Origin of the sequence: Brevibacterium sediminis (assembly GCF_024895295.1) — a bacterium.
In the GTDB taxonomy this organism is placed as follows: Bacteria; Actinomycetota; Actinomycetes; order Actinomycetales; family Brevibacteriaceae; genus Brevibacterium; species Brevibacterium sediminis.
The window spans coordinates 223,057-249,928 of the sequence record NZ_JAHQRN010000005.1; the positions used below are offsets into that span (position 1 = coordinate 223,057).

Consider the following 26,872-nt stretch of genomic DNA (forward strand, 5'->3'; position numbering starts at 1 on the left):
GGCAATAGAATGGGCACATGCCATCTCTGACTTCTGTGCTCACGGACCGTTTCGCCGCCGCCCTCACCCGGGCCTTCGGTGAGGACTTCGCCGGACGTGATCCCGTCATCCGCAGCAGCCAGTTCGCAGACTTCCAGGCCAATGTGGCCCTGCCGCTGGCCAAGGAGCTGAAGTCGAAGCCGCGCGATATCGCCGCACAGATCGTTGAGAACCTCGACCTCGAGGGTGTGTGCGAGACCCCGGAGATCTCCGGACCCGGGTTCATCAATCTCACCTTCACCCCCGAATTCCTCGCCTCCACCCTCGAAGCGGGAGGCGCCGCAGAGGCACCGGCAAACGATGCCCCGCAGAAGATCGCCATCGACTACTCGGCCCCGAACGTGGCCAAGGAGATGCACGTCGGGCACCTGCGCACCACTGTCGTCGGGGACGCCCTGGCCCGCACCCACGAATTCCTCGGCAACACGGTCATCCGCCAGAACCACATCGGCGACTGGGGCACCCCCTTCGGCATGCTCATCGAACACCTCCTCGATGTGGGAGTCGACTCCGACGAGGCCTCCGAAGTGTCCGAGAACCCGAACGCCTTCTACCAGGCGGCCCGGGCGAAGTTCGACTCCGATGAAGCCTTCGCCACACGCTCCCGGTCCCGCGTCGTCAAACTCCAGGGCGGCGACGAAGAGACCCTGGGCCTGTGGACGACGCTCGTCGGCTACTCCCGCGAGTACTTCAACCGCATCTACTCCCTCCTCGACGTCACCCTCACCGACGCCGACCTCGCCGGAGAGTCCACCTACAACGACATGCTCGCCGAGGTCTGCGACGAGCTCGAGGCGAAGGGCCTGGCCACGATCTCCGATGGAGCGCTGTGCGTGTTCCCCGAAGGCTTCACCGGCCGTGCGGGCGAACCCCTGCCGCTCATCATCCGCAAGTCCGACGGCGGCTACGGCTACGCCACGACCGACCTCGCGGCCGTCCGCAACCGGGCGATCAACCTCGGTGTGAACCGGGCGCTCTACGTCGTCGGCACCCCGCAGGCCATGCACTTCGAAATGGTCTTCACCGTCGCCCGCGCGGCCGGCTGGCTGCCGGAGACCTTCAGCCCCGAACACGTGAAGATCGGCAATGTGCTCGGATCCGACGGCAAGATCCTGCGCACCCGTTCCGGTGCCCCGCTGCGCCTGGCCGAACTCCTCGAAGAGGCCGTGACCCGGGCGAAGACGACTCTGGCAGAATCACACGTGGACTTCGGCCCCGAGGAGGCCGATGAGGTTGCGCGCATCGTCGGCATCGGTGCGGTCAAGTACGCCGACCTCTCCGTCGCCCACGACACCTCGTACACCTTCGACCTCGACCGGATGCTCGCCCCCATCGGCAACACCGCCCCGTACCTCCAGTACGCCGGTGCCCGCATCCGTTCGATCGGCCGCAAAGCCGAGGCCGAAGGCGTCGATGCCTCCCAGGTCGCGAACGCTGCGATCAGCCTCGGCGAGACGGCCGAACGTGAGCTGGCCCTGTCGATCCTCGGCTTCGCCGATGTGGTCACTGAGGTGGCCGCCGGGTCGACGCCCCACCGCCTGTGCACCTACCTGTTCGATCTCGCCCAGGCATTCACCTCGTTCTACGAGCAGTGCCCGGTGCTCATCGCCGAGACCGAAGAGCTGCGCGATTCCCGTCTGCGGCTCTCGGCGATCGTGCTCGAGGTCCTCCAGGCCGGTCTCGGGGTGCTCGGCATCCGCGTTCCCGAGCGGATGTGAGTTCACCTCACCTGCCCTCCGCGAAGAGGATGCTGCCCTGGATCGTTCTGGGCATCGTCATCCTCGCCCTCAACCTGCGCACCCCGATCATCGCGCCGACGGCGATCCTGCCCGACATCCAGGAAGGCACGGGATTCAGCGCGGCCGGACTCGGTCTCCTCACCGGTCTGCCGGTTCTGCTGTTTGCGCTGGCCACGCCGCTGGCGGGGAAGTTCATCACCCGCCTCGGGGCCGAAACGACGGTTCTCGCCTGTCTGTCCGGTGTCCTGCTGGGCACCGTGCTGCGGTCGGTCGGTCCGTCCTGGCTCGTGCTCGTGGGCACCGGAATCATCGGCCTCGCGATCACCCTGGGCAATATCGTCGTGCCCGTCCTCATCCGCCGCGAGGTCCCGTGGGAACAGGTGTCGATGGTCACCGGCCTGTACTCGGCGATGATGAACGTCGGTTCGATGGCCACCCTCATCGGCACCGGCCCGCTGGCCGCAGCCTTCGGCTGGCGCTGGGCGCTGGCCACATGGGGCGTTCTCGCCCTCGCTGGGCTCGGTTTCTGGATGGTGCTCATCCGCGTGCGCGTGCGCCGCGAGGGGGAGGCCGCCCGCGCTGCCGCGGAGGCCGTCGATTCGACTGACCCGTCCCTCGCCGAGGCGGCCGCCCCCGCCGCGAAGCAGTCGTGGGCCGAGGCTCCCGCCTCCTTCCGAATGATCATCGCCCTGCTCATCATCACGTTCTCCGGGCAGTCGACCGCCTACTACGTGACGACGACCTGGCTGCCGAGCTACCTCGGCGACACGATCCGGCTCGCCCCCACCGCCGCCGGAGGCACAGCGTCCCTGTTCCAGATCGCGGCGATCCTCGGCGCCTTCGGAGTGCCGCTGCTGGCAGTGAAGACGAAGCCGTGGGTGCCCGTGGCGATCGTCGCAGTCCTCTGGCTGTCCCTGCCCGTGGGCCTGCTGGCAGCCCCCGGCGCGTACTGGCTGTGGGCGACCACCGGCGGCATCGCCCAGGGCGGCGGGTTCACCGCGATCTTCTCGATCATCGCCCGCACCGCCGGCAGCGACGCCCAGACCGCGTCAGCATCGGCCCGCGTGCAGTTCGGCGGCTACCTCGCAGCGACCTTGGCTCCGCCGTTCGCCGGTTGGCTCAACACCGCGACCGGCGGGTGGACGGCACCGCTGCTGCTCATCCTCACCGCAACCCTCGCATTCACGATCACCGGTCTCGTGGCCGCCCGCCGTGCCGGAGGCTTCCCCCGCGGCGGGCGCGAGGTCCTCGAACCCGAATAGGCTCGCCCTCCCTAATTACTACCTGACGGCGGCCCAGCAACCTGGCGCGAGGTTGCTGGGCCGCCGTCAGGTAGCAATAAGGAGTCGGCGCGCACAGAAACACCGAGGCGGCCCACCGTAACGGTGGGCCGCCTCGGTGACGGTCATGCGAATCCGTGGATTCGCCTGGTGACTGAACAGCGTCACTGATCAGTCGTCAGTGACTCAGTGCTTGGCGTCGGAGCCTTCGGCAGGCTTGACGGCCGGCTTCGGTGCGGGGACCTCGTCCGCGGCCTCAGCCTTGGTCGAGGGCACAGCGGTCTGCGAGACCTCGGTGGCCGCTGCCTGGCGCGAAGCCGGGGTCGAACCGACCGGACGGGCATCGGCGGGACGGTTGTTCGGCAGCGGGGTCGACCAGGGATCCTCGACCGGCTGGGCCTTCTTCCACACGTAGTAGCCGATTCCGGCGGCCGAACCGATGACGAGGGTCCACACAAGTGCGGCCTTTCCGCCACCGGACTTGCGGGCGGTGTCCTTCTCGATGCGCTTTCCGGCGTTGGCGAGAGCCTTGCGGGCCTTCTTCATGGCCTTCTTGTCGCCGGTGAGGCGGACAGCCAGGTCATCGATGAGCTTCGGGGTCTCGGCAGCGGACAGCGAAGTCGCGGCGTTCGATGCGAACTTGCCGGCGCGTTCGGTGGCTTCGGGTCGGTAGGACTCGAGCTTGTCGGCCCAGTCGTGGACCCGATCATTGGCCTTGTCGGCGAGAGCTTCGACCTGCGGACGCGCCTTCTCAGCGAACTCTTCGGCCTTGCCGGCCAGCGCCTCGACCTGGGGGCGAGCCTTGTCTGCGGCCTCACGCAGCTTAGGGGCGGCGTTCTCGCTGGCATCTGCCAGGACTCGGAGCGACGTCTGCTTCGCGGAATCGAGCTTCGAAGTGAGCTGATCTCGAGTGGGCTTCTTCGACATAAACAGTTCCCAATCCTTAGATGTCGGTGGTCAGGTGATCATTGACCAGTCTACGGCCTAGGGGCAACCCTGTGGACAGCGGATGTCATCGAATTGTCTGCGGATCGCCTGACAGGTTGGGCAATGGACCTGGTGCGAAACTGCATTCGCCGTCTCGGCGTGGAAGAATGAAGGCATGACTACAGCTTCGACACATACCGCAGTCCTGCACACCAACCACGGTGACATCACCATCAACCTCTTCGGCAATCATGCTCCGAAGACCGTGGCCAACTTCGTCGAACTCGCCCAAGGTGAGCGTGAGTTCACCGATCCTTCGACCGGCGAGCCGACCAAGCGCCCGTTCTTCGACGGACTCGGCTTCCACCGCATCATCTCGAACTTCATGATCCAGGGCGGCTGCCCGCTGGGCACCGGCACCGGCGGACCCGGCTACACCTTCGATGACGAGATCCACCCCGAACTGCAGTTCGACCGCAAGTACCTGCTGGCCATGGCCAACGCCGGCAAGCAGATGGGACGCGGCACCAACGGCTCGCAGTTCTTCATCACCACCGCTGAGACCCCTTGGCTCAACGGCAAGCACACCATCTTCGGTGAGGTTGCCGATGAAGCCTCGCAGCGGGTCGTCGACGAGATCGAGGGTGTGCGCACCGCTGCGATGGACAAGCCGGTCGAGCCGGTCGTCATCGAGAAGGTCGACGTCACCGCGAAGTGAGTCACTGTCCGTAGAGGACCACTGAGTACCATGGTGTGATGGACACACCTGAGGAGGGCTCGGCACGGGAAACCGGCCGGGCCCTCTCTGCATCCCCGCCGCTGATCACCCGCACGCTCCTCATCGTCACCATCGTGGCGTTCCTCGCGGAGCTCATTCCCGGCCTCGACCTGCTGCGCCGACTGAGCTTCGTGCCTGCGCTCACGCTCGAACAGCCGTGGCGGGTGCTCACGGTCGCCCTCGTCCACGAGGAGCCCTCACCGTTCCATCTGCTGGCGAACATGATCGGACTGTTCTTCTTCGGATCCTTCGTCGAGCGGGCGCTGGGGCATTGGAAGTTCCTGGCCGTCTACATCATCGGCACTGCGGGTGGTTCGGCCATGGTGCTCCTGCTGGCCGATCCCCTCGGCGTCGATTGGGTGACGCATCATATCGGTGCTTCGGGTGCGGTGTTCGCGATCGTCGGTGTCCTCTTGGCCCCGACCCGTCGGCTCGACCGGAACATCGCCGGGGTGCTCGTGTTCGTGGCGCTCAACTTCGGCTATGGATTCCTCGTCGCGGGCGTGTCCTGGGAGTCCCACCTCGGCGGTCTGCTCACCGGGTTCGTGCTCGGGTGTGCGGGGCTGCTCGGGCCACAGCGCTCACGGACGCTCGTGTTCACGTCGACCGCGGTCGGTCTGGTGGTGCTCCTGGCGGCCGGCGGAGCGTGGAAGCTGGCCGGCCTCTCAGCCCTGCCCTGAGCTAGGAGCTCGAATTCCGAACTCGGCTGAGGCCCTGGACTCAGTCGCAGAGTGCGACGTTTTCGTCTGCTGAGCGAAGTCGCACAGGCGCTATCAGGCTTTTACCAGACAAAAGCCGTTTTGTGTGCACTCTGCAGTGGAAAATTCTTTGTCCACAAGCTCTATCCACAACGTGGATAACTTACACCTGTGTGTTTAGCCTGGTCAGAGGCTTAAATTAAGTTTTCCACAAGCGACGCACCCGGCTTGGGTATAACTCGGCGCTTGTGGATTGTTGATGCCGGGGCGCCGCTGCCGGAGCGAGCGGAGCGCCGTTGCCGGTGCGAGCGTGGACCGGTGAATGCAGATTGTCTGGTCGATCCGCGGTGATTCCGAGCTCAGAATCACCGCGGATCGACCAGACAATCGTCAGCGATTGCGGCCGGGGTCGGCTACCGCCAGCGTGTGGACATGATCAGACCCGCCACGAAGAAGGCGAAGCCGATGAGGATGTTCCAGTTGCCCCACGCTTCGACGGGGAAAGCGCCCTGGGTGATGTAGAAGGTGACGAGCCAGATCAGACCGATGAGCAGGAGGCCGATGAGGACCGGCAGGAACCAGCTCGGGTTCGGTTTGATGGTCTGCTGCCCCGAGGTCGAGGTGTAGCTCGCCGTCTTGCGACCTTGCGGGCGCTTGGCGGGATTGCCCGACCGGGCCGTGCGCTTGGCGGCCGCACCTTTCGAGCCGGTTGTCTTGGAGGCCGATGATTTGGAATCAGAGGCCTTCGATCCTGAGGTCTTGGAGTCCGAGGTCTTCGACGACTTCGCATCCTTGGCCGACTTCGCGTCCTTGGCCGAGTCGGACTTCGTGGCCGACTTCTCGTCCGTCGACGCCTTGTCCTTCTTTCCGGCGGCCGCGGTCGCTGAGTCCTTCGCGGAAGCTTTTTCGGAGTTCTCTGCGTCCTCATCCGCGGAATCGTCCTTCAGGTCATCCGCAGCAGACTCCGTCGCATCCGACTCGGTGTCGGCAGCTTCGGCGACATCGGTGTCGAGCGATTCGGTCTCGAGTTCCTCGATCTCGGTCGCTTCGACCGTTTCTGCGGATTCGGCCTGCTTCGCCTTGGCCGCCGACGAAGTGCGAGAAGTGCGCTGGGGGCGTCCTTTGGACTTGGCCACAAGTACTCCTTTGTCGGCCGACCGTCTTTGGGGTCGCCGAATGAATGGTTGGGGACGATCGCAGACCAGTCTACTCGGGGCGGGGGTCACAGCGAAAAACTCCGACTACCCTGAAAGCGCCCCGAGCGCGCCCCGAACGATGATTCCCATAGGATAAAGTGCATAGGGGTGTCCCCGCCTGTCTTCTTCGACGGCCCCCGACAATGCAGTGACAGTCACGGAGCAGAAGTGGTGAATAGTTCCTCCTCGGGTAACGAGCCGGGCGTGAATCCGCCCTCGCGACCCACTATCCGTCCTGCTCAGAGACGGCAGGCTCCATCTGACTACGGTGACCAGCAGCTCGGTTACTCCGCCGATCAGTCTGCAGGTGGTTCCGGTGCCGGCGGCGATCAGCCGCTGCCCAGCCGACGCGAGCTGCGACGCAGGGAAGCCGAAGCCGCTGCGGCCCAGGGCGAACCGACCGCCGTCTACTCCGACGCCCCGCCTGTCTACGAACAGCCCCACTCGACGCACGCTCAGGCGACCCAGGCCATGCCCGCGGTCCCGCAGAACGCTCCCAATGCGGCACAGAACGCCGGTGGCGCGGCCGGCAACGGATATGCGGCCGCACCCCAGCAGGGCGGACATGCTGCGCACGGCCACCTCGGCGAGGATCCACGCCAACCTCAGGCCGCACCCCAACCTCAGGGCCGGCCTCAGACCCGCCGCCAGCGGCGACGTCAGCCCGTGGAGAAGGAACCGCTCGGTCCGATCCGCGGGACCGTGCGCACCTTCGGCGAACTGTGCATCACGGCCGGTCTCGTCCTCATCCTCTTCGTCGTCTGGCAGCTGTGGTGGACGGACATCCAGGCCAACCGCGACAACGAAGTGCTCGCCGACGAACTCACCCAGGACTGGGCGAACCAGGACCCGAACGAGCTGCCCGACGACCCGGACGAACCCGTGGTCTCCGATCCCGTGGGCAAGAACGAGGCCTTCGGCATCTTCTACATCCCGCGCTTCGGCGACGACTACTACCGCACCGTCGCCGAGGGCGTCGACCTCGAACCCGTGCTCAACCGGATGGGCGTGGGCCGCTACCCGAACTCGGCGATGCCGGGCGAAGTCGGGAACTTCTCCATCGCCGGCCACCGCGTGACCTACGGCAAGCCGCTCAACCAGATCGCGAACCTGCGCCCGGGCGATGAGATCATCGTCCAGACGAAGGACGGCTTCTACACCTACACCTTCCGCAACTTCGACATCATCCTCCCCGACGCCGTCGAAGTGCTCTCGCCCGTGCCCGACGCACCCGACTTCAAGGGCAAGGACCGGATCCTGACGATGACGGCCTGCAACCCGATGTTCTCCGCCCGGGAACGCTACGTCGCCTACGCCGAACTCACGGACTGGACGCCGGCCAGTGACGGAGCACCGGACAATATCAAGGACTCGAAGGCCTATGACAAGGTCAGCAAGAACGGCGGTGCCTGATATGTACGCATTCATCTGGCGGATCCTCCCGGGCAACTGGGTGGTCAAGCTCATCCTCGCCCTCATCCTCATTGCGGCTGTCGTGCTGCTGCTCATGCAGTACGTCTTCCCCGTGATCGCCCCGTACATGCCCTTCAACAACGCCACAGTGACCGAAGGCGGACAATGACAAAGATCCTCGTCATCGACAACTACGACAGCTTCGTCTACACGCTCGTGTCCTATCTGCGTGAGCTCGGCGCGGATGTCGACGTCGTCCGCAACGACGACATCCCCGTCTCCGCGATCGCGGAGTCCGTGAGCGCCTACGACGGCGTGCTCCTGTCCCCGGGCCCCGGCGTGCCCGCAGAATCCGGAGTCTGCCCGCCCCTTCTGTCCTGGGCGGAGAAGGCTGGCATGCCCGTGTTCGGCGTCTGCCTGGGCCATCAGGCACTCGGCGAGGTGTTCGGCGCCGAGGTCACCCATTCTCCCGTGCTCATGCACGGCAAGACCTCGGTCATCACCCACGACGGCGAAGGCATCTTCTTCGGCTGCCCGAGCCCGCTGACGGTCACCCGCTACCATTCGCTGGCGATCGTCGACGAGACCCTCGACCTCGAGAAGTTCGCCGTCACCGCCCGCACCGACGATGGCATCGTCATGGCCATCGAACACCGGGAGAAGCCCCTGTTCGGGGTCCAGTTCCACCCCGAATCCGTGCTCACGGAGTGCGGATACCTCATGCTCGGCAACTGGCTCGAGGTGTGCGGTCTCGAAGGCGCTGCGCAGGCGGCGGCGGGCATGTCGCCGCTGGCGACCGCGATCGCCTGAGAATTCCCGCCGATCCCTGTTCTCAGGGTTCTCGCCGAGGCGGCCCATCGTTATGATCGTGAGCACAGTGGTCCCCGTGCTCAGATGATCCGAATCAGCGCCGGGATCCGTGCACGACCTCAAGGGCCGTGCACTGCCGACGAACAGGAGACAGCGACGATGTCAGAACCGACCTATCTGCGCGACGAACCGTTCACCGAACTCACCGTCATCGAGGTCCCTGCCACTCCGGCGGCGGTCGTCGAAGCGCGTGAAGTGCACATGTCAGACCTGCCGGAACTCTTCGATGCCACGTTCTCCGGTCTCTTCCCCGTGCTCTCCGAGGCGGGCCTCGAACCCGCGGGACCGGCCTTCGCCCTCTACACTCGACAGCCGAGTGAAACGGTGGATCTGCAGGTCGGGATCCCCACCTCGGCGGGGCTGACGAATGCGCAGCCGATCGCCGGCGGTCATATCGTCATCCCTGCGGAGCTGCCCGGCGGCTCCATGGCCGTGCGCAGCCACCTCGGCGGATACGACGGCCTCGGGGAGTCATGGGCGCAGCTGCTCAAAGACGCGGTGGCGGCCGGCCACCGTCCGGGACTGCCGTTCATCGAACTCTATGTCACCGAACCCAGCCCCGAGGCGGATCCCGCCGATATGCGCACCGACCTGTTCCTCACCTTGGAGTGAGGAACGGCGTCACCGACGCCCACAGACACACACCGGAGACGACAGCGGCCGGGTCAGTCGATGACTGACCCGGCCGCTGTGCGCTGAGAGCTCAGTTGCCGATGATGCCTTCGGACCAGTTGTCGAAGAGCCCTCCACCCATCGAATCCTTGTCCTTCTTGTCCTTGTCCTGATCGCCTTCGTCTCCGTTGTCTCCGCCGTCGTCGCCGGGAGCGGTCGGGATTCCACCGGGGACCGACGGGATCGACGGCGACGGCTCCGGCGGCTTCTTGGCCACCTTCACAGTGATCTCCGAGCCCTGCTTGACCTCGCTTCCGCCGGTCGCTGACTGTTCGAAGACCTTCTTCTCATCGTGTTCGTCGGTCTCGACCTCTTCGGTCTTGCACGTGAGCTGGTACTCATCGCCCTCGAGGGTCTTGCAGGCCTCCTCGGCGGTCTGACCCGTGACGTCGGGGACCTCGACCATGCCCGAGGAGACGACGAGATCGACATTCGAATCGACGTCGACCTCCTGACCGTCACCGGGCTTGGTCTCGATGACGACGCCTTTCTCCACATCCGGGGAATTCTGGGAGATATGGGTGCCGGCCTGCAGCTTCGCGTCGTTGATGATCTTCCGCGCCTGCTCCTCGGTCTTGCCGGTGACATCGGGGATCTTCACGGACTCGGGGCCCGAGGAGATGATCAGCTTGACGACGCTGTCCTTGTCGACCTTCTGACCGCCCGGAGGGTCGGTCTCGATCGCCTTGCCCTCGTCGACTTCGGCGCTGTACTTCTCGTCCGTGTCCACCCGCAGGCCCTGTTGGATGAGCGCGGCCTCGGCCTCATCGGCGTCCATGTTCGCCACATCCGTGACCTCGACCTGGACGATCGGCTCGGGCTTGTTGATCTCGTACACCCACAGGGCCACGGCGGCCAGGGCGAGGAGGACGAAGATGCTGCCGATCCAGACCCAGGCGCGCGACCGCTTCTGCGGCGGACGCTCCTCCTGATTGGTCATGATCGCCGATACGGGCCCGGTTTCGGGAGTGGGCTCGGCCTCGTTGGCATGAGCCATCGGAGCGGTCATGGGCGGGGCCATCATCGGATACGCCTGCGTGGCCTCGACATCGTCCTCGAAGCTCATGGGACGGCCGTCGCGGGCGGCGAGCACGTCCTCGCGGAAGGTGTAGGCGTCCTGGTAGCGGGCGTCGCGGTCCTTGAGCAGAGCGTGGAGGAGGAGCCGGTCGACGGCCGGTGGGATGTTCGAGTTGTAGAAGCTCGGCGGCTGCGGAGTCTCCCCGACGTGCTGGTAGGCCACGGCCAACTGGGAATCGCCGACGAACGGGGGACGACCGGCCAGCAGCTCGTAGAGCAGGCAGGCTGTCGAATACAGGTCGGAACGGGCGTCGACGACTTCGCCGCGGGCCTGCTCGGGGGAGAGGTACTGGGCGGTGCCGACCACCGACTGGGTCTGCGTCAGTCCCGAATTGTCCTTGAGCGCCCGGGCGATGCCGAAGTCCATGACCTTGATGTCACCCTCAGGGGTGAGCATGACGTTCGCGGGTTTGATATCGCGGTGGACGATGCCGTTGCGGTGGGAGTATTCGAGCGGAGCCAGGACCCCGGCGATGACGTTCAGCGCCTCGTCGACGGTGAGTGTGCCGTGCTCATTGAGGACTTCGCGCAGGGTCTGGCCCTCGACGTATTCCATGACGATGAACGGAACGGACACCGACGAGCCGCCGGATTCGACGAATTCCTCTTCGCCCGAATCGTAGACGGAGACGATTCCGGGATGGTTGAGACCGGCCGCGGATTGGGCCTCGCGCTTGAGTCGGGTGTGGAACGACGGATCGCGGGCGAGATCGGAGCGCAGAAGTTTGATGGCCACGCGACGGCCGAGACGGTTGTCGACGCCCTCATGCACTTCTGCCATGCCCCCACGGCCGAGGAGCGCACGAACTTCGTAACGCCCCGACAGAACCTTGGGTTCACTCATGTATGTCCTCCGCTTGTCTCACCCGAGCTTCAGGCTTCATTCTCACCTGAACCGGGTCGAGTTTCAGTATCTCAAACTCTTCGCTTCTCGTAATCGCTGCTCTGTATCGATCACTGTCTAGTCATTGCCGTTGTTTCCGTTCTGGTTGCCGCCGGCCTCCGAGCTGCTCGCCGAGCCGGAATTGCTGCCCGCTCCGTTATTGCCGCTGTTCGGGTTGGAGCCGCCGGAGGTGTCGGCCGAATCGCCGGAGCTCGAGGTATCCGACTCGCCTGACGTGTCCGTCGACGATGAGGAGTCCGATTCGCTCGAGGTCTCGGAGTCCGACGACGAACTCGACGAGCTCGAGGAGTCCTGATCGGAGGACGAACCGTTGTCACCGGAGTTCGAACCCTGATCCTGCGAATCGGATGAGGAACCGGAATCCGAGCTCGACTCCGAGTCATTGCCCAGCCCCGAATCGGATCCGGAGTCCGAGGCCGGCTCTTCGGGCTGCTCGGCGGGACCGGCGGAGATGTAGAGGGTCACGGTGTCACCCTCTTCGAAGGTGTAACCGTTGTCGCCCTCGCCGACGTCCGCGACGGTTCCAGCCGCCCGATCCGAGTTGATGTCGGTCGTCTCGACCTCGAGTCCCTTGTTCTCGAGGTTCTGCGTCGCCGAGGATTCCGTGAGTCCGATGTAATCGTTCTTATCGATCTCGATCGTCTTCGCCGCCTCCGAGGTGGGCGCCGAGGTCGATGGCTCCGGTTCGGGTTCGGCATTGCCTCCGCCGAGGAAGAACCACAGCAGGGAACCGACCGCGATGAGGGCGATGATCGCAAGGATCCAGATGAGGACCCGGCCCTTGTTCGACTGCTTGTCCTTCTCCAGATCCTGATTCTGCGGATCGTTGGGATCGATCTGTCCCGTATTCGCCGCAGCTGCTCCGGCACCGGCGGCACCAGCGCCGACGATTCCGGCGGCGGCACCGTTCGGATACACCTGGGTCGCATCGTTCGAGGAGGTGACGGGCAGGGTCTTCGTCGTGGCTGCCGGCTCCGGGTTGTTGAAGACCTGGGTCAGAGCTTCGGACGCCGCGGCTCCGTGGCGCATCTGCGGCACGAGCTCCTCGGCCCCGGCGATGTCCCCGGCCGAGAGCGCCTCGGCGGCCTTGGCGACCTTGAAGGCATCGGAGGGACGGCGTTCGGGCTTCTTCTCCAGCAGGCAGTCGACGAAGCGGCGCAGCGGTTCGGAGACCGTGTCCGGCAGCGGCGGATGCTGCTGATTGACCTGGGCGATGGCGATGGCCACCTGCGAGTCTCCGGTGAAGGGACGCTGACCGGCCAGGGCCTCATAGGCGATGATGCCCAGTGCATAGAGGTCGGAACCGGGTCCCGAACCCTTTCCGGTGGCCTGTTCGGGGGCGAGGTACTGGGCGGTGCCCATGACCTGCCCGGTCTTCGTCAGCGGTGCCTGATCGGTGACTCGGGCGATGCCGAAGTCCGTGATCTTGACCCGGAAGTCCGGGGTCATGAGGATGTTGCCGGGCTTGATGTCACGATGGATGACGCCCACCTTGTGTGCGGCACCGAGGGCCTGAGCGGCCTGCGTGACGATGGAGAGCGTATCGGTCTCGGACAGGGGAGCACTGCGCTCGATGATGGCCGACAGAGCCTCACCGGGCACGTATTCCATGACGAGGTAGGGCGAACCCTGCTCGTCACCGTAGTCGTAGACGCCGGCGATTCCCGGGTCGGAGACTCGGCCCATGTTCTGGGCTTCGGCACGGAACCGGGCGAGGAAGGTCGATTCGGAGAGGTACTCGTCCTTGAGGATCTTCGCCGCGACCTCGCGGCCGAGCACGGAGTCCACACCCTTCCAGACCTCGCCCATGCCGCCGACGGCGATGCGGGAGGTGAGTTTGTAACGGTTGCCCAACAGGGTGCCTTCGACGGGTCTCATTTCTCGACCACCGCTTCCATCATGTTCTTCGCGATCGGTCCTGCGACCGTCGCACCATAAGCTTCGTTGCCCGCGTTTCCACCGTTCTCGACTACGACCGCGACCGCGACCTGAGGGTCGTCGGCGGGGGCGAAGGAGATGAACCAGGCATGGGGTGCCGCGCCCTTGGCGTGCTGGGCGGTGCCGGTCTTCGCCGCGACCTTCGTATCGCCCATCTTCGCCACCGAGGCGGTGCCGTTCTCGACCACACCGGTCATCATGTCGGTGAGCTTGTCGGCCGTATATCCGGACACGGGGCGGGACATCTGGCTCGGGCGGGTCTCGGAGATCGGCTCGAGGGTGTTCGCATTGAGCACCCTGTCGACGAGCTGGGGCTTCATCATCTTGCCGCCGTTGGCGATTCCTGCGGTCATCATCGCCATCTGCAGCGGAGTCGACCTGACTTCGTACTGACCGAGCGAGGACTGAGCCAGCTGCGGCGGATTGAGGTCGGACGGGAACGAGGACGGGGTGACATTGAGAGGGATCTCGAGATCCTCGCCGAAGCCGAACTTCTCGGCCTGCTTCGCGATTGCGTCTTCTCCGAGGTCCATTCCCAAGGAGGCGAATGAGGTGTTGCAGGATTCGGCGAGCGAATCGGCCAGCGTCGGCTTGCCCCCGTTGCGGCAGGCACCGGGATGCGAGTTGCCGATCGTCGCCGTCGTCTGCGGCAGATCGAGCGTGGCGGGTCCGTTGAGCTGGGAATCGGGCTCGTAGTCGCCGGATTCCAGGGCGGCCGCGGCGACGAGGACCTTGAACGTCGAGCCGGGCGGGTACAGGTTGCCGCCGATAGCGCGGTTGTAGGCGGGCTTGCCGTCGGCGGCTTCGAGGTTCTTGAAGGCCTGGCTGGCTTCGGTCGAGTCGTGGCTGGCCAGGGCATTGGGGTCCCAGCCCGGGGTCGAGGCCATGGCCAGGATCTTCCCGGTCTTCGGGTCGAGAGCGACGGCGGCGCCGTTCTGGTTGCCCAGCCCGTCCCACGCAGCCTGCTGCACCTTCGGGTCGATCGTCAGCTCGACGGCGGCGCCGCGCGGCTGCTCACCGGTGAAGAAGCTGCCGACCTTGTCATAGAACAGGGCGTCGGAATCGCCGGAGAGGTAGTCGCCGGAGGCGCGCTCCATCCCCGAAGCGCCGGACACGACGGAGTAGTAGCCGGTCAGCGAGGCGTAGGCACGCGGATCGAGGTTGTCCGAACCGTATTTGCGTTGGTACTTGTACTTGTCGTCGACGGGCTCCGAATAGGCGATCGGGGTGCCGTCGACGAGGATCGGACCGCGATCACGAGCCAGCTGGTCGAGAATCCGCCGGTTGTTCAGCGGATTGTTGTTCAGCGAATCCGCAGTTACGTACTGCACCCAGCTCGTCGACCCGAACAGGAGCGCGAACATGACGAATCCGACGACGGCGATATGCGTCAATGGCTTCTTCATCGTTCACCTCCGGTGGGTCGTTGGTCGGTGGCATCGGTGTCGTTCGGTGCCTGGCCGCGGGGCCGTGCGCCTGCGGACGGCAGATTCGTGGTCGGGGCTTCGTCATCGAACACGCGGGAATCCGCCGGCGGCAGGTTCGTCGTGGGGGCATCCTCGTCGACCGTGAGCGCCGAGGCGGCCGTGTCGTTGGCGCGAGCACCTGCGGGAACGGGTTCGGGATCCTCTGTGATTCTGAGCACTCCGGTGTGGAATTCCTCCACGGGGCGCCTGGCATTGTCCGAGATCCGCAGCAGCAGGCCGATGATCATCCAGTTCGCGATGAGCGAGGAACCGCCCTGTGCGAGGAACGGCGTGGTCAGACCCGTCAGCGGGATGAGGCGCGTGACGCCGCCGACGACGACGAAGACCTGCAGGGCGATCGTGAACGACAGGCCCGTGGCCAGCAGAGTGCCGAAGCCGTCACGCAGCTGCTGAGCGGTGCGGATTCCGCGCTGGAAGATGAAGAGGTAGCACAGCAGGATGACGAAGAGCCCGGCCAGGCCGATCTCCTCTCCGAAACTGGCGTAGATGAAGTCGGATTCGGCGTAGGGGACCATATTCGGCCGGCCTTCGCCGAAGCCGGTGCCGATGAGTCCGCCGTTGGACATGCCGAACAGGCCCTGCACGAGCTGGTAGGAACCACCGGGAGTCTTGTTGTACTCCTCGGCGGTCAGCGCATTGAGCCAACCGGACACACGCTGTCCCACGTGGGAGAAGAGGAAGGTCGCCGCAATCGCGCCGGCGGAGAAGAATCCGAGGCCGAGGATGATCCACGAGACCTTTGAGGTGGCCACGTAGAGCATGGCGACGAAGAGGCCGAAGAAGAGCAGCGAGGTGCCGAGGTCGCGTTCGAAGACGAGCACGCCCACGCTGGCGACCCAGGCGACGACGATCGGGCCGAAGTCGCGCAGACGGGGGAAGCGGATGCCGAGGATCTTCGGCCCGGCGGCGACGAGCTGGTCCTTGTAGGTGACGAGGTAGCCGGCGAAGAAGATGGCCAGCAGGATCTTCGCGATCTCGCCGGGCTGGAAGGACAGAGGGCCGACGCCGATCCAGATTCGGGCGCCGTTGATGGTCTTGCCGATGCCGGGGATGAGCGGCAGCAGAAGGAAGACGAGGGCGGCGAAGCCCGAGACATAGGTGTAGCGGCGCAGCCAGCGGTGGTCGCGGACAATGAAGATCACGGCGATGGCCAGACCCACGCCGAGTGTCATCCACACCAGCTGGGTCATCGCCGAACCGAGGTATTCGTCGCGGCCGAGGTCGACGCGGTAGATCATGGCCAGGCCGAGGCCGTTGAGCAGCACCGCGATCGGCACGAGCACGGGATCGGCGTATTTCGCCTTGATCCACACAATGATGTGGAGGATGACGCCGAGGGCCGCCAGCCATGCGGCATAGCCGTAGACATTGGCCGGGATGGTGTCTTCGACGCCGAGACCGACCAGGGCGTAGGCGGTGGTGGCGACGGCAATAGCCAGGATCAGGAGACCGAGCTCGGCCAACCGGTAGGTTCTGGGGCGCGCGGTCTGCGAGGGAGCCTGGTTCATCACTGCGACTCCCGGGTGATGGCATCACTGGGGTCGGCAGACTTCGAATCCGGAGGTGAGGGAGCCGGGTCGCTCGGACTCGTCGAGTCCTCGACATCGCCGGACATGCCGGAGGAGCGATCGGATTCCTTGCGCAGATTGTCGATGATGCGATCGGCCTCATCGCGTGACCCGGCGGGAATCGATCCGCGCAGACGGTCCTGGGAGTAGCTGTTGAGGCTGCCGACCTCGATGTCCGTGGTGTCGACGAGGCGGCTGAGTTCGATGGGCCCGAGCGTCGTGTCGAGACCGCGGTAGAGGGAGACCTTGCCGTCGTCGTCGGCGACATAGTACTGGTGGCTGACGTAGTTAAAGGCGAAGAATCCGCCGACGGCCAGCGCGACGATCACGATGGCGGTGATGATCCATCCGAGGTAGGACCTTTTCTCGACCTCATCGTCGAGGTCGGCCTCCTCGTCTGCCGCGGTGTTCGTCTGCAGCTGCTGAGTGGTTCCGTCCCGTGCTTCGACGTCCTCGCCGTCCACGGTCTGGATCGGGGCGGTGTCGGCGGACACGTCGTCCTCGGCGAAGGTCGCATGGGCTTCGGTGTCCACGGCCGCCTCGGCGTCGGGGTTCGCACCGATCGCGGCGTAGCGGGGGTTGAGGTGGACGGAGCCGACGGACACGCCTTCGGTGGTCTCGACCTCGCCTTCGAGAACGTCGCCGACGACGACGGTGACATTGTCGGCTCCGCCGCCGGCCAGGGCCAGGTCGATGAGCTGACGGCAGGCCTCGTCGGGGTCGGCCACCTCTTTGAGCACGCGGGTGATGTCGTCGATATCGGCGAATCCGGTCAGACCGTCCGAGCACAGCATCCAACGGTCGCCGACCTGGGCCTCACGCAGGGACAGATCGAGGTCTGGGGAGGCCCCGACGTCGCCGAGGACCTTCATCACGACCGAGCGCTGCGGGTGGGTCTCGGCCTCCTCAGCGGTGATCCGGCCCTCATCCACGAGCATCTGCACGAACGTGTGGTCGTGGGTGATCGGCTGGAGTCTGTCGTCGCGGAGCACATAGCCGCGGGAGTCGCCGATATGGGCGAGAGCGAAGCGATTGCCGGGGGCGCGCAGCACGGCCGTGACGGTGGTGCCCATCCCGGCGAGTTCGGGCTGTTCGCCGACGCCGCGGCAGATGCGGTCATTGGCCTCGAGGATCGAGGTCCGCAGGATTTCGAGGGCGTCCTCGCCTCCGGGCTCGTGATCGAGTTCGGCCAAGCGGGACACGGTGATCGCCGAGGCGACGTCTCCGCCGGCGTGACCGCCCATTCCGTCGGCGATGAGCAGGAAATTGGGTCCCGCGTAGCCGGAGTCCTGGTTGTTCTTACGAACCAGCCCGGTATGAGACCGGGCTGCCGAACGGAGAGTGATGGTACCGCCGGTCGTCACGATTGGGTCTCCAGGGTCGTATGTCCGATGGTGATCCGGGTGCCGATGGCCAACTGGATGGGCCCGGTCATGCGCGAGCCGTCGACGATGGTGCCGTTCGTCGACCCGAGGTCTTCGAGCATCCAGGCTCCGTTCTTCGCCGAGATCCGCGCATGATGGCTGGAAGCGAAGTCGTCATTGATGATGATCGTGTTGTCGGGGGCTCGGCCGAAGGTCACTGGCGCTCCCGAGAGCATCAGCGTCTGCCCGGCCAAGGGGCCGTCGGTGATGCGGATGGTGCCCGGATGGGCGTGGGCGACCGGGGCGGCCGCCGGACGAGGTGCGGGAGCCGGACGCGACGGTGGCGGCGGGGCGGACTTGGAGCCGCCTCGGCGAGCTTTCTTTCCGGCGCGGGCCTTCCGGGGGCCGAAGATGTCGCGGCGGAGGACTCCGGCGACTCCGAGGACGAAGAGCCAGAGGATGACGAAGAATGCCAACCGGAAGACGGTGACGGTGAATTCGCTCACTGGGCATCCCGCTCGTTGTAGTGGACCTCGGCCTCTCCGGCGAGGAGGACATCGCCGTCGGACAGGGTCGCCGATGTCAATTTGCGTCCGTGCAGAAGCGTGCCGTTCGTCGAACCGAGGTCATTGGCCACGGCACGGTCGCCCTCGACGACGATCTCGAAGTGACGTCGTGAGACGCCGGGATCGTCGATGACGATGTCCGAGCTCGACGAGGATCGGCCGAAGGTGTTCGTGCCCTGGCGCAGCATCTGCGTGCGACCGTCGATGGTGACGCTGGCTTCGATGGAGCGCGCGGGAGCCGGTGCGGGTGCGGGTCGGGCGGCAGGGTTCGGTCGCGAGGTCGCGGCGGGGGTCGGAGCCGAACGGGCAGGTTCGGGGGTGCGGCGCGGTGTCGCGGGTCGGGAACCGGAGTTCGGGGACTCGCCGACGATCGGATTCGCCCGCGAGATCGGGTCGTAGCCGCCGCGGTTGGCCGGTTGAGCGGCGGGGGAACCGTCGGGACGCTGGGTCGAGGACACGACGCGGTACATTCCCGTGTCGAGATCGTCGGCGAGAGCGAATTCGACGGAGACGGGACCGACGAAGCTGTAGGCCTGTTCGACGGCGTGGTCGCCGACGACTTGGCGCAGATCGGAGCGCAGTTCGGACTCGAGTCCGGAGAGTCGGTCGTGGTCGGTCTGCGAGAGCTCGATGACGTAGTGGTTGGCCGTCAGGGTGCGACCGCGGGAGACCACGGCGGCTTTGTTGTCGGCCTCACGGCGCAGGGCTCCGGCGAGCTCGACGGGTTCTACCTGGGATCTGAAAGCCTTGGCGAAGGCGCCGTTGACGACGTTCTCCAGCCCCTTCTCGAAGCGATCGAGTAACCCCATGGCACCTCCTCATCAGGTGTTGCCGTTGCCGGACGAACTCTTCGCCTAGCGTCTTTGAGTGCTCTGACCAGGTGGTCCTGATCACGTGCACTCTGGGCACATCAACACCCAATCCTAACGCGGTGTGGCTCTCAACTCACGTCACGCGTGTTCGCGGGGCGAAGCTGTGCCGGGATTCCCTGCGTGCGTCCAGGGAAGATCGAGGCAGTGCACGCGGTGCAGGTGGGCCCGTGCGCGGGGCGAGCGTGCGTGGCTGCGCGGGGTGAGCGCGGGGCGAGCGTGTGGGGCCGTGTGCGGCGAGGGCGGGCGCTGGGAAGGGCGAGGACGTGGGGCTGCGAGGGGCGAGGGCGTATGGCTGCAAAGGGCGAAGATCAGTGGCCACGTGGAATGCGCGATGAGTGACCGTGCGGAATGGACGTGGTCCGCGCGGGCGACACAGCGTGAGTGACCGCGCGGGGCGAAAATGTGAAGGTGGACACGTTTGCCTCGATTCGGCTTCCTCGGTTTTCAGTTTCGCCGCCTCCGATGCTAGAGTTTTACCTTGTTCGCGCGAGTGGCGGAATTGGTAGACGCGCTGGCTTCAGGTGCCAGTGGCCGCAAGGTCGTGGGGGTTCAAGTCCCCCCTCGCGCACAGCGAACGAGAAGCCCCTCACCGGGTCCCGTCAGGGTCAAGGTGAGGGGCTTCTTCGTGCCTGCGGTCGGTTGAAAACTCGCGAAAGGCCCAGTTTGAGTTGAGCAGCCCAGTTTCAAACATGGGCTGTTCGCCCCAAACTGGGCCGAACGCAGTGCGTGAAGTGTCGGGTGAGCCGCCTAGGCGCGCTCGTAGAGGCGGGCGCGGCCCTTGATTCCGGCGAAGCGGAACGGTCCCGCGGTCACCTTCGGGGTCGTGACGTCCTCGGCGCTGGAGAGCTCGGCGGCGTGGAGCGCGCGGTACGCGTCGATGGACAGCGGAACCCGGGCGTCGAGGGCCTCGGTGACGGTTAGTCGGTGCGAATGCTGTGCGTAGCCGGGGACGACGCGGGCGGTGAAGAACTCGCCGACGCTGCCCGACCCATAGCTGAACAGTCCGATGCGCTTGCCGGCAAGATCCTCATCGTGATCGAGCAGTGAGCACAGTCCGGCATAGAGCGAAGCGGTGTAGGAGTTGCCGAGGCGCCGGTTGTACAGAGTGCTCGTGGCCAGCCCCGTATCGCGCGGGCCGGTGGCGACGGAGCTGTCGGCAGAGCCGGTAGTGGCCGAGTCTGTGGCGGCGGCCGAGTGGGCGGCAGCCGGGCCGGGACTGACAGCAGCGGCGCCCGCACCAGAGGCACCCGGGACGATCTCCGTGTCGAGATCCTCACCGGTGAGTCCGGCGAGATGGACCTGTGCCTTCTTCGCCATCTTCGTGAACGGCTGGTGGTAGAGCACACGGTCGATCTCGGCCATGGCCGGTCCGCCCTGCGCGGCCAGATCGGTCCACGCTCCGGTGAGCGCATCGAGGTACGCGGTGACCGACAGGGCCCCGTCGACGATCGCGGTCGTCGAATCGTTCGGGCGCCAGAAGTCATCGACATCGGCCGAGTTCAGGCCCGAGACCGGTTCGATCTCGAGCAGCTTCGGATCCGCCGAGACGAGCATCGCCACGGCACCGGCACCCTGGGTCGGTTCACCCGGAGAATCGAGGGCATAGCGGGCCACATCCGAGGCGATGACGAGCACGCGCTGACCCGGTGACCGGGTGACGATGCCGACGGCCGCCTGCAGGGCGGCGGTCGCCGAATAGCACGCTTCCTTGACCTCGACGACGCGCATCTGCGACGGCAGGTCGAGCAGCGAGTGCACGGCCATGCCGGCGGCCTTCGACTGGTCGATTCCCGATTCGGTGGCGAAGAGCATCGTCCGGATGCCCTCCGTCCCGCACCGCTGAATGATGGACGCGGCGGCCGCGGCGGCCATGGTTACGACATCCTCATCGGGTGCCGGGAAGCTGAACTCGTCCTGGCCGAGGCCGAGGTGGAACTTGTTCGGATCGGTGCCGTTCGCCTCGGCGAAGTCATCGAGCCTGACGACATGATGGCTCGTGGCCAGTTCGATGTCGTCGATGCCGATCGGTACAGTGCCCGCAGCAGTGTGTGATGTCATGCGGCCTCGCCGTCCTCTCGCTGAGTCTCGGCAGCGCGCTGCTCATCAGCCTTGCGTTCCATCTGACGGTGAGTGTCCATCAGCTCACCGGGGTTCGTCTGAGCGGCGAGCAGCGAGAGCTCCCCGCAGAGCACCGTCGCGGCCATGAGTGCGGCCAGACGACGCGAATTCGCTCCCGGCTCACGATCCTCCCGGCAGCCCAGCCGTTCCAGCGCCTCATCGACATGCGGCAGATCCTTGCCGTTGCCCACGGTGCCGACGATGAGGTGCGGCAGCGTCGTCGAGAAGTACAGGCCCTCGGGGCGGTTCTCCGCATAGGTGATGCCCTGCGAACCTTCGACGATGTTCGCCGCATCCTGACCGGTGGCCAGGTAGAAGGCGAGCAGCATGTTCGCATAGTGCGCGTTCGCCGAACGCAGGGCTCCCGCGATCGTCGATCCGACGAGGTTCTTGCGCACGACGAGTTCGACCATCTTCTCAGCGCTCGTGCGCAGGCGACGATCGACGACCTCGTGGGGCAGGACGATCTCGGCGACGACATTGCGTCCGCGTCCGAGGATCCCGTTGACCGCGGTGGCCTTCTTGTCCGAGCAGTAGTTGCCGGACACCGAGCCGTAGTCGAGGCCCAGCTGCCAGGACAGAATGGTGTCCATGAGCGAATCCGAAGCCTGGGTGACCATATTGTGGCCCGAGGCGTCGTTGGTGCGGAAGGCGAAGCGGACGAAGAGCAGGTTCCCGACGATCTCGGGGTGGATCTCGATGAGCCGGCAGTGGCCGGACCCGGCTTCGACGACGGCTTCGAGTTCGCGGGTGCGGTGACGGATGGCCTGCGCGGCGGCTGAAGCGCCGATCGCTGATTCGGCCACGAACAGCACGGATCGGGTCATCCGCTCATCGACGATGACGGTGCGGATCCCACCCTCGATCTCACGGGAGATCGATGCCCCGCGGCCGACGGAGGGCCACAGCGGGGTCTCGTACGTTGCCAGGGGCACAGCCACCTCGGTGTGGGTGCCACTCGGCGCCAGCGCTTCGCCGCTGACCCGCAGGGGACCGACCCACGTGGTGGGGATCCCGGTGATCGTGGTCTGCTGATTCACAGCTGATTCCTCCTCGAAAGGACGTCGGATCGGTGCGAGAGCGCGGTGACGTCGATTCCGCGCAGGCGGGCGAACTCGCCGAGGCGGCCCCGCGTGAGCAGGTCCGTGGCCGTGAGGTCCGTGGACCGCTGCGCCCCGAGCAGGGCGAACAGAGCCGAGGTCTGAGTCTGCCAGGTGCGCACGAGATCGACGAGCCCGTCCGGACCGTGGTCGAGCACGGTCTGCAGGAACGTGCCGGCGACGCCGACGGCCCGAGCACCGCAGGCCAGTGCTTTCACGACATCATAGGGGTTGCGCACGCCGCCGGAGGCCAGGAGCACGCGGTTCGAGACGCCGTCGTCCATCGTCGTCTCCGTCGTCCACTCGGGTGGGGCGTCGAGCAGGCAGGCCAGGGCGGACTGGCCGAAGCCGGTGAGCATGGAGAAGTCATCGGCCGGTGAGCGATCGTTCTCGATGCGCAGGAAGTCCGTGCCTCCGGCGCCGGAGACATCGGCGTACTGGACTCCGATATCGGCGAGCAGGGTGAGCGTCCGGCGGCTGAGTCCGAATCCGACCTCCTTGACGACGACGGGCACGGGGCAGGCGGCGACGATGTCCTCGAGTCCGGACAGCCAGGTGGAGAAGTCGCGGGTGCCTTCGGGCATCGCGGTCTCCTGCACCGGGTTGATGTGCAGCTGGAGGGCATCGGCGTTCAGCAGCTCGACGGCCCGTCGGGCATCATCGGCGCTGCGACCGGCACCGAGGTTGCCCATGACGAAGCCGTCCGGGTTCTCCTCGCGGATGACGGTGAAGCCCTTCGCTGCCTCGGCGTCGTCGAGGGCCACGCTCATCGATCCGCAGGCCATGGGCAGACCGGTCTCGGCGGCGGCGATGGCCAGGTCCCGGTTGATCTTCGCTGTGGTCTCCGTGCCGCCGGTCATGCCGTTGACGTAGAAGGGCGTCGGCCAGGTCCACTCGCCCAGTTCGACGCTGAGGTCGACAAGTTCGGGGTTCGTGCCCGAGAGCGCATGGTGGACGAATTCGAGGTCGTCGAAGTCGGTGCGGCGGGGGCCTTCCGTCTGCTGTGCCGAGGCGAGGCGCACGTGGTCGTCCTTGCGGGAGGCCCGTGAGGCCTTGGTCTCCGGTGTCTCAACTGATGCCGGGGTCTCAGAACTCATCGATCTCGCCTTCCTCTCGGTGGGCACCGAGGTCCAGGGGTCGGATTCCGGCGGCTTCCCAGCCGCTGAGAATGGTCTGTGCTTCGGTGTGGGGGTGAGCGAGGGCGATTCCGCAGTCACCGCCGCCGGCTCCCGAGGGCTTCGCTGCGGCTCCGTGGGTTTCGGCGATCTCGCACAGGTCGTGCAGAGCTTCGGTTTCGATGAGGCTGCCCGTCGAGTCGCTCAGTCGCCGCAGCAGGGCGCGCACGGAGCGGATCGTGGTCAGGCTCGCCTCGGCATCGTCGGCGTCGAAGGCCGCCACGAGATCGTCGACGAGCGTGTGCGACTCGGCGGCGAAGGACACGAGCGGGCGCGCTTTCTGCGCTGCCGGGGACGATTCGGAGGAGGTTTCGTCCGCCCGCTCACGCGGGGAGTGGACGCGTGTGACGAGATGTTCGGTCGACGCCGGTGATCCGGTCCAGCCGACGAGGAGGTCGAGCGAGCTCGGTGGGGTGACCCGCCTGGCCGAGCAGCCGGCCCATTCCGGGCAGCTCATGGCGGAGACGACCCCGTGGGCCTCGCGGTGAGCGTGCAGGGCGGCACGGTCGGGGGAGGAGTAGCGGATCCAGCCGCCGAAGGTGCTCGCGGCAAGATCGCCGCCCGAGGCCTTCGTGGAGATCGCGATGGTCGCCAGGACGGCGAGTTTGAAGCGTTCGGTCAGGGTCAGCCCGAGGCGATAGAACTCATCGAGCGCGGCGATCGTCGCCACCGTCACCGCCGCTGAGGAGCCGAGACCGAACTTCCGGCCGTCCGAGTCATTGAGCTCGCTGGAGATCTCGAGATCGAAGTAGCGGGGGCTGGCGCCCCGGCCGGAGCGCAGCTCTTCGACGGTGGAGATCGCCGAGAGCACATAGTCGAAGGGGCGCTCGTCGACGATGATGTGCTCACCGTCGTCTTCGCGCCGCCACACGACGGGAGCCTGACCGTATTCGCTCGAATGGATGCGGCCGGCGCCTTCGCTCTCGGTCAGCCGGACGGTGATGCACCGGTCGACGGCGATGAGCACGGCGGGCTGTCCGGGTTCGACGACGGCGTACTCGCCGGCGATGAACAGCTTGCCGGGCGCCCGGGTCTCGATCATGCCCGGCTGCCCTCACCCGCAGCCGGGTTCACTGCGTCTGCGGGCGGGACTGCGTCGGCGGCGGTGAGCAGGTGGGCTCCCGGTCCCGGTCCGACGATGCGGACGTCGCCGAAGCCGGAGAGCTTCTCGGCGAGTGCCTCGGCGTCATGGGGGCGGACGATGACGGCGACGTTCGGGCCGGCATCGGCGGTCGAATAGGCTTCGATCCCCGACTCGCGGGCTTCGGCCACGGCGTCGAAGATCGCGTGGCTGGTCGGATTGAGGAACCGGATCGGCGGCACGGTGGACTGGATGAGGCCGTGCATGCGCAGGGCGTGTGATTCGGTGATCTCGCCGATGCGGGTGAAGTCCCCGGCCGCGCACGCGGCGACCATCTGCTCGAGGTAGTCCTCGGTCGAGGACACCCAGCCGGAGTAGAAGGGAGAGGTGGCGGCGGTCAGGCGCATCGCCTCGCGGGAGGACACGGCCTTCCTAGCCCGGTTGACGGTGACGATGATCATCCGCATATCCGGGGCGGGAACGGTCTCGGCGAAGGAAGCGGCGTCGTCGCCGGCGTGCCAGACGGCGATGCCGTCGGGAATCGAGCGGCACGCCGACCCCGAACCGCGGCGGGCCAGCCGGCTGAGATCGCGGGGTGCGAGGTCGAGGTCGAAGGCCGCGGCGGCGGCCGTCGCCAGAGCTGCGAAGCCCGACGCCGAGGAGGCCAGTCCGGCACCCGTGGGCACGGAGTTGCGGGACCGGACGAGGACCCGATCATCGCGTCCGGCCAGGTCACGGACATGGTCGAGGAAGGTGGAGATGCGGTCGGTCTGACCGGCATCGGCGAGTGCGCCGTCGAGTTCGAGGACATCGGTCTCGGCGTCCGGGGCGGGCACCACGGTGGTCGTGGTCTCGAAGTGATCGAGGGTCAGCGACAGACTGCCCGCAGCGGGCAGGATGAGCTCCTCATCGGCCTTGCCCCAGTACTTGACCAGGGCGATGTTCGGGTAGGCCCGCGCCGTCGTCGTTCTCATGTCGGTCTGACCTCCGTCGTCCAGGTGCGGGGTGCTCCCGCCTTGCGCAGGGCCTCGGCGAGCTCTTCGGCCGAATCATCGTCATCGGCCAGGGCCAGCACGCAGCCGCCGAGTCCGCCGCCGGTGAGTTTGGCACCCCGGGCTCCGGCCGCCGTGGCGGCATCCACGAGGGAATCGAGAGTCGGGGTCGACACACCGAGGCTGCCGAGCAGTCCATGGGCTTCGTTCATCAGCGTGCCGATCGCCCCACGATCACCGGAGCGGATGTTGTCGACGGCGGAGTCGGTGATTTCGGCGAGACGGTCGATCATCCCCCCGATGCGCACAGGATCGGCGTCACGGCGGGCACGGACTCCTCCGACCGCCTCGGCGGTGGACCCGTGATGACCGGAGTCCGCGAGGACGAAGACGAGGCGCTGACCGACGTCGATGGTCTGGGCGCACCCGGTCTGGAAGCGGATGGGGGCGGGTTTGGCCACGGCCCAGGCGTCGATTCCGCTGGGTCGGCCATGGGCGACGGTCTCGGCCGCCTGCACGATCTCGTGGAGGGTGTTCTCGTCGAAGACCGTCGCATGCAGGTTCGCGACCGCGCGGGCCACGGAGGTGGCCACGGCTGCACTCGAACCCAAGCCCCGGCTGTGGGGGATCGCCGAACGGATGAGCAGCTCCACCTCGGCGTCGGGATTTCCCACGGCCTTCAGCGCGGCGTTGAGACCGGCGACGACGGGGCCCATCGGCTCCGGAGCGGTCTGCGCATTTCCGGAGAACAGCTGGCTCTCGATCCGGGTCTCCTGGTGCGGGGACCGGCGGATGTCGGTCTGGACTCCGAGCCCGTGCAATGGCACTGCGACGGCCGGAGAGCCGTAGACAACCGCGTGTTCGCCGAACAGGATCGCCTTTGCGTGGGCGAAGCCCTGGGATGTGCCCTGGGCGGGTTCGGTCTGAGAGGAATTGTGCATGCAGGATGGTTTCGGAGTCTGTGGATTGATTTCACCATCATATGCCGTACCCCCGCCCATCCCGAAGACGAGGTGAC

23 protein-coding genes and 1 tRNA gene are annotated in these 26,872 nt (G+C 66.3%); 9 read left to right on the top strand and 15 right to left on the bottom strand.

From position 1 onward, the window contains the following. Positions 1–17 precede the first annotated feature (17 nt). Positions 18–1,757, top strand: a complete 1,740-nt coding sequence (gene argS / locus KTJ89_RS13280) for an arginine--tRNA ligase (protein WP_259358047.1) — start codon at positions 18–20, stop codon at positions 1,755–1,757. Next, positions 1,754–3,040 carry an MFS transporter gene (locus KTJ89_RS13285; RefSeq protein WP_310650299.1) on the top strand — a complete coding sequence of 429 codons (1,287 nt, stop codon included), beginning with the start codon at positions 1,754–1,756 and terminating at the stop codon, positions 3,038–3,040. Before argS ends, KTJ89_RS13285 begins: the two co-directional genes overlap by 4 nt. 204 nt (positions 3,041–3,244) lie before the next feature. Here KTJ89_RS13285 and KTJ89_RS13290 read toward each other — a convergent pair whose 3' ends face one another. After that, entirely contained in the window at positions 3,245–3,985 is a 741-nt protein-coding gene (locus KTJ89_RS13290) for a hypothetical protein (protein ID WP_229664020.1), read from the bottom strand. A 175-nt stretch (positions 3,986–4,160) separates the two neighbouring features. Between KTJ89_RS13290 and KTJ89_RS13295 the strand changes: the two genes are divergently transcribed. Beyond that, a complete protein-coding gene (locus KTJ89_RS13295) occupies positions 4,161–4,703 on the top strand; it encodes a peptidylprolyl isomerase (protein ID WP_139467639.1) in 543 nt (180 codons plus the stop codon). 38 nt (positions 4,704–4,741) lie between these two features. Next, positions 4,742–5,443, top strand: a complete 702-nt coding sequence (locus tag KTJ89_RS13300) for a rhomboid family intramembrane serine protease (protein ID WP_139909574.1) — start codon at positions 4,742–4,744, stop codon at positions 5,441–5,443. A gap of 431 nt (positions 5,444–5,874) precedes the next feature. Here the strand turns inward: KTJ89_RS13300 and KTJ89_RS13305 are convergent, their stop codons facing one another. Next, positions 5,875–6,597, bottom strand: a complete 723-nt coding sequence (locus tag KTJ89_RS13305; protein ID WP_259358048.1) for a cell division protein CrgA — start codon at positions 6,595–6,597, stop codon at positions 5,875–5,877. Between the two features lie 264 nt (positions 6,598–6,861). Here KTJ89_RS13305 and KTJ89_RS13310 point away from each other — a divergent pair, with 264 nt between their 5' ends. The 4 genes from KTJ89_RS13310 to KTJ89_RS13325 all read left to right on the top strand — a co-directional run bounded on the left by KTJ89_RS13310 (position 6,862) and on the right by KTJ89_RS13325 (position 9,552). Then, positions 6,862–8,070: a class E sortase gene (locus tag KTJ89_RS13310; RefSeq protein ID WP_259358049.1), complete on the top strand. Its 1,209-nt coding sequence runs from the start codon at positions 6,862–6,864 to the stop codon at positions 8,068–8,070. Position 8,071: 1 nt separating this feature from the next. Next, on the top strand, positions 8,072–8,239 hold the full coding sequence (locus tag KTJ89_RS13315; protein WP_167443994.1) for a hypothetical protein: 168 nt from the start codon (positions 8,072–8,074) through the stop codon (positions 8,237–8,239). Further along, complete coding sequence (locus KTJ89_RS13320; RefSeq protein ID WP_259358050.1) at positions 8,236–8,880, top strand: anthranilate synthase component II; 645 nt, start codon at positions 8,236–8,238, stop codon at positions 8,878–8,880. Before KTJ89_RS13315 ends, KTJ89_RS13320 begins: the two co-directional genes overlap by 4 nt. Before the next feature lie 159 nt (positions 8,881–9,039). Then, positions 9,040–9,552 carry a GyrI-like domain-containing protein gene (locus tag KTJ89_RS13325; RefSeq protein ID WP_139467643.1) on the top strand — a complete coding sequence of 171 codons (513 nt, stop codon included), beginning with the start codon at positions 9,040–9,042 and terminating at the stop codon, positions 9,550–9,552. Positions 9,553–9,643: 91 nt separating this feature from the next. Here the strand turns inward: KTJ89_RS13325 and pknB are convergent, their stop codons facing one another. From pknB to KTJ89_RS13360, 7 genes are all read right to left on the bottom strand, one after another. Continuing rightward, complete coding sequence (gene pknB / locus KTJ89_RS13330; protein WP_259358051.1) at positions 9,644–11,533, bottom strand: Stk1 family PASTA domain-containing Ser/Thr kinase; 1,890 nt, start codon at positions 11,531–11,533, stop codon at positions 9,644–9,646. Between the two features lie 117 nt (positions 11,534–11,650). Beyond that, the gene (locus tag KTJ89_RS13335; protein ID WP_259358052.1) at positions 11,651–13,471 is read right to left on the bottom strand and encodes a protein kinase domain-containing protein; all 1,821 of its coding nucleotides are present in this window, start codon (positions 13,469–13,471) and stop codon (positions 11,651–11,653) included. Further along, positions 13,468–14,937 (bottom strand): peptidoglycan D,D-transpeptidase FtsI family protein, encoded by a 1,470-nt coding sequence (locus KTJ89_RS13340; protein WP_259358053.1) that lies wholly within the window; start codon positions 14,935–14,937, stop codon positions 13,468–13,470. Before KTJ89_RS13340 ends, KTJ89_RS13335 begins: the two co-directional genes overlap by 4 nt. Beyond that, entirely contained in the window at positions 14,934–16,526 is a 1,593-nt protein-coding gene (locus KTJ89_RS13345; RefSeq protein WP_259358054.1) for an FtsW/RodA/SpoVE family cell cycle protein, read from the bottom strand. The genes KTJ89_RS13340 and KTJ89_RS13345 overlap by 4 nt, the downstream gene beginning before the upstream one ends. Next, positions 16,526–17,950: a PP2C family protein-serine/threonine phosphatase gene (locus KTJ89_RS13350; RefSeq protein WP_259358055.1), complete on the bottom strand. Its 1,425-nt coding sequence runs from the start codon at positions 17,948–17,950 to the stop codon at positions 16,526–16,528. Before KTJ89_RS13350 ends, KTJ89_RS13345 begins: the two co-directional genes overlap by 1 nt. Then, positions 17,947–18,456, bottom strand: coding sequence for an FHA domain-containing protein FhaB/FipA (locus KTJ89_RS13355; protein ID WP_101545295.1), 510 nt, complete (start codon positions 18,454–18,456; stop codon positions 17,947–17,949). The genes KTJ89_RS13350 and KTJ89_RS13355 overlap by 4 nt, the downstream gene beginning before the upstream one ends. Continuing rightward, complete coding sequence (locus tag KTJ89_RS13360) at positions 18,453–19,325, bottom strand: DUF3662 and FHA domain-containing protein (RefSeq protein ID WP_259358056.1); 873 nt, start codon at positions 19,323–19,325, stop codon at positions 18,453–18,455. The genes KTJ89_RS13355 and KTJ89_RS13360 overlap by 4 nt, the downstream gene beginning before the upstream one ends. Before the next feature lie 547 nt (positions 19,326–19,872). Between KTJ89_RS13360 and KTJ89_RS13365 the strand changes: the two genes are divergently transcribed. Continuing rightward, positions 19,873–19,956, top strand: a tRNA-Leu gene (locus KTJ89_RS13365). 179 nt (positions 19,957–20,135) lie between these two features. On the opposite strand, the gene KTJ89_RS13370 is transcribed toward KTJ89_RS13365, so the two are convergent. Genes KTJ89_RS13370 through mvk form a run of 6 tightly spaced genes read right to left on the bottom strand, consistent with a single transcriptional unit; the run spans position 20,136 to position 26,795 of the window. Continuing rightward, the gene (locus tag KTJ89_RS13370; RefSeq protein ID WP_259358057.1) at positions 20,136–21,446 is read right to left on the bottom strand and encodes a hydroxymethylglutaryl-CoA synthase family protein; all 1,311 of its coding nucleotides are present in this window, start codon (positions 21,444–21,446) and stop codon (positions 20,136–20,138) included. After that, on the bottom strand, positions 21,443–22,546 hold the full coding sequence (locus KTJ89_RS13375; protein WP_139909583.1) for a hydroxymethylglutaryl-coenzyme A reductase family protein: 1,104 nt from the start codon (positions 22,544–22,546) through the stop codon (positions 21,443–21,445). The genes KTJ89_RS13370 and KTJ89_RS13375 overlap by 4 nt, the downstream gene beginning before the upstream one ends. Continuing rightward, positions 22,543–23,703: a type 2 isopentenyl-diphosphate Delta-isomerase gene (gene fni, locus KTJ89_RS13380; protein ID WP_139467653.1), complete on the bottom strand. Its 1,161-nt coding sequence runs from the start codon at positions 23,701–23,703 to the stop codon at positions 22,543–22,545. The genes KTJ89_RS13375 and fni overlap by 4 nt, the downstream gene beginning before the upstream one ends. Then, positions 23,693–24,823 carry a phosphomevalonate kinase gene (locus KTJ89_RS13385; RefSeq protein ID WP_259358058.1) on the bottom strand — a complete coding sequence of 377 codons (1,131 nt, stop codon included), beginning with the start codon at positions 24,821–24,823 and terminating at the stop codon, positions 23,693–23,695. Before KTJ89_RS13385 ends, fni begins: the two co-directional genes overlap by 11 nt. Continuing rightward, positions 24,820–25,836, bottom strand: a complete 1,017-nt coding sequence (gene mvaD / locus KTJ89_RS13390; protein WP_259358059.1) for a diphosphomevalonate decarboxylase — start codon at positions 25,834–25,836, stop codon at positions 24,820–24,822. Before mvaD ends, KTJ89_RS13385 begins: the two co-directional genes overlap by 4 nt. Then, positions 25,833–26,795: a mevalonate kinase gene (mvk, locus tag KTJ89_RS13395; RefSeq protein ID WP_259358060.1), complete on the bottom strand. Its 963-nt coding sequence runs from the start codon at positions 26,793–26,795 to the stop codon at positions 25,833–25,835. The genes mvaD and mvk overlap by 4 nt, the downstream gene beginning before the upstream one ends. Positions 26,796–26,872 lie beyond the last annotated feature (77 nt).

Excerpts from the sequence above, each read along its gene's own strand:
- argS (WP_259358047.1), top strand. The coding sequence starts at position 18 with ATGCCATCTCTGACTTCTGTGCTCACGGACCGTTTCGCCGCCGCCCTC.
- KTJ89_RS13290 (WP_229664020.1), bottom strand. The coding sequence starts at position 3,985 with ATGTCGAAGAAGCCCACTCGAGATCAGCTCACTTCGAAGCTCGATTCC.
- KTJ89_RS13295 (WP_139467639.1), top strand. The coding sequence starts at position 4,161 with ATGACTACAGCTTCGACACATACCGCAGTCCTGCACACCAACCACGGT.
- KTJ89_RS13300 (WP_139909574.1), top strand. The coding sequence starts at position 4,742 with ATGGACACACCTGAGGAGGGCTCGGCACGGGAAACCGGCCGGGCCCTC.
- KTJ89_RS13315 (WP_167443994.1), top strand. The coding sequence starts at position 8,072 with ATGTACGCATTCATCTGGCGGATCCTCCCGGGCAACTGGGTGGTCAAG.
- KTJ89_RS13320 (WP_259358050.1), top strand. The coding sequence starts at position 8,236 with ATGACAAAGATCCTCGTCATCGACAACTACGACAGCTTCGTCTACACG.
- KTJ89_RS13325 (WP_139467643.1), top strand. The coding sequence starts at position 9,040 with ATGTCAGAACCGACCTATCTGCGCGACGAACCGTTCACCGAACTCACC.
- pknB (WP_259358051.1), bottom strand. The coding sequence starts at position 11,533 with ATGAGTGAACCCAAGGTTCTGTCGGGGCGTTACGAAGTTCGTGCGCTC.
- KTJ89_RS13335 (WP_259358052.1), bottom strand. The coding sequence starts at position 13,471 with ATGAGACCCGTCGAAGGCACCCTGTTGGGCAACCGTTACAAACTCACC.
- KTJ89_RS13340 (WP_259358053.1), bottom strand. The coding sequence starts at position 14,937 with ATGAAGAAGCCATTGACGCATATCGCCGTCGTCGGATTCGTCATGTTC.
- KTJ89_RS13345 (WP_259358054.1), bottom strand. The coding sequence starts at position 16,526 with ATGAACCAGGCTCCCTCGCAGACCGCGCGCCCCAGAACCTACCGGTTG.
- KTJ89_RS13360 (WP_259358056.1), bottom strand. The coding sequence starts at position 19,325 with ATGGGGTTACTCGATCGCTTCGAGAAGGGGCTGGAGAACGTCGTCAAC.
- KTJ89_RS13370 (WP_259358057.1), bottom strand. The coding sequence starts at position 21,446 with ATGACATCACACACTGCTGCGGGCACTGTACCGATCGGCATCGACGAC.
- fni (WP_139467653.1), bottom strand. The coding sequence starts at position 23,703 with ATGAGTTCTGAGACCCCGGCATCAGTTGAGACACCGGAGACCAAGGCC.
- KTJ89_RS13385 (WP_259358058.1), bottom strand. The coding sequence starts at position 24,823 with ATGATCGAGACCCGGGCGCCCGGCAAGCTGTTCATCGCCGGCGAGTAC.
- mvaD (WP_259358059.1), bottom strand. The coding sequence starts at position 25,836 with ATGAGAACGACGACGGCGCGGGCCTACCCGAACATCGCCCTGGTCAAG.
- mvk (WP_259358060.1), bottom strand. The coding sequence starts at position 26,795 with ATGCACAATTCCTCTCAGACCGAACCCGCCCAGGGCACATCCCAGGGC.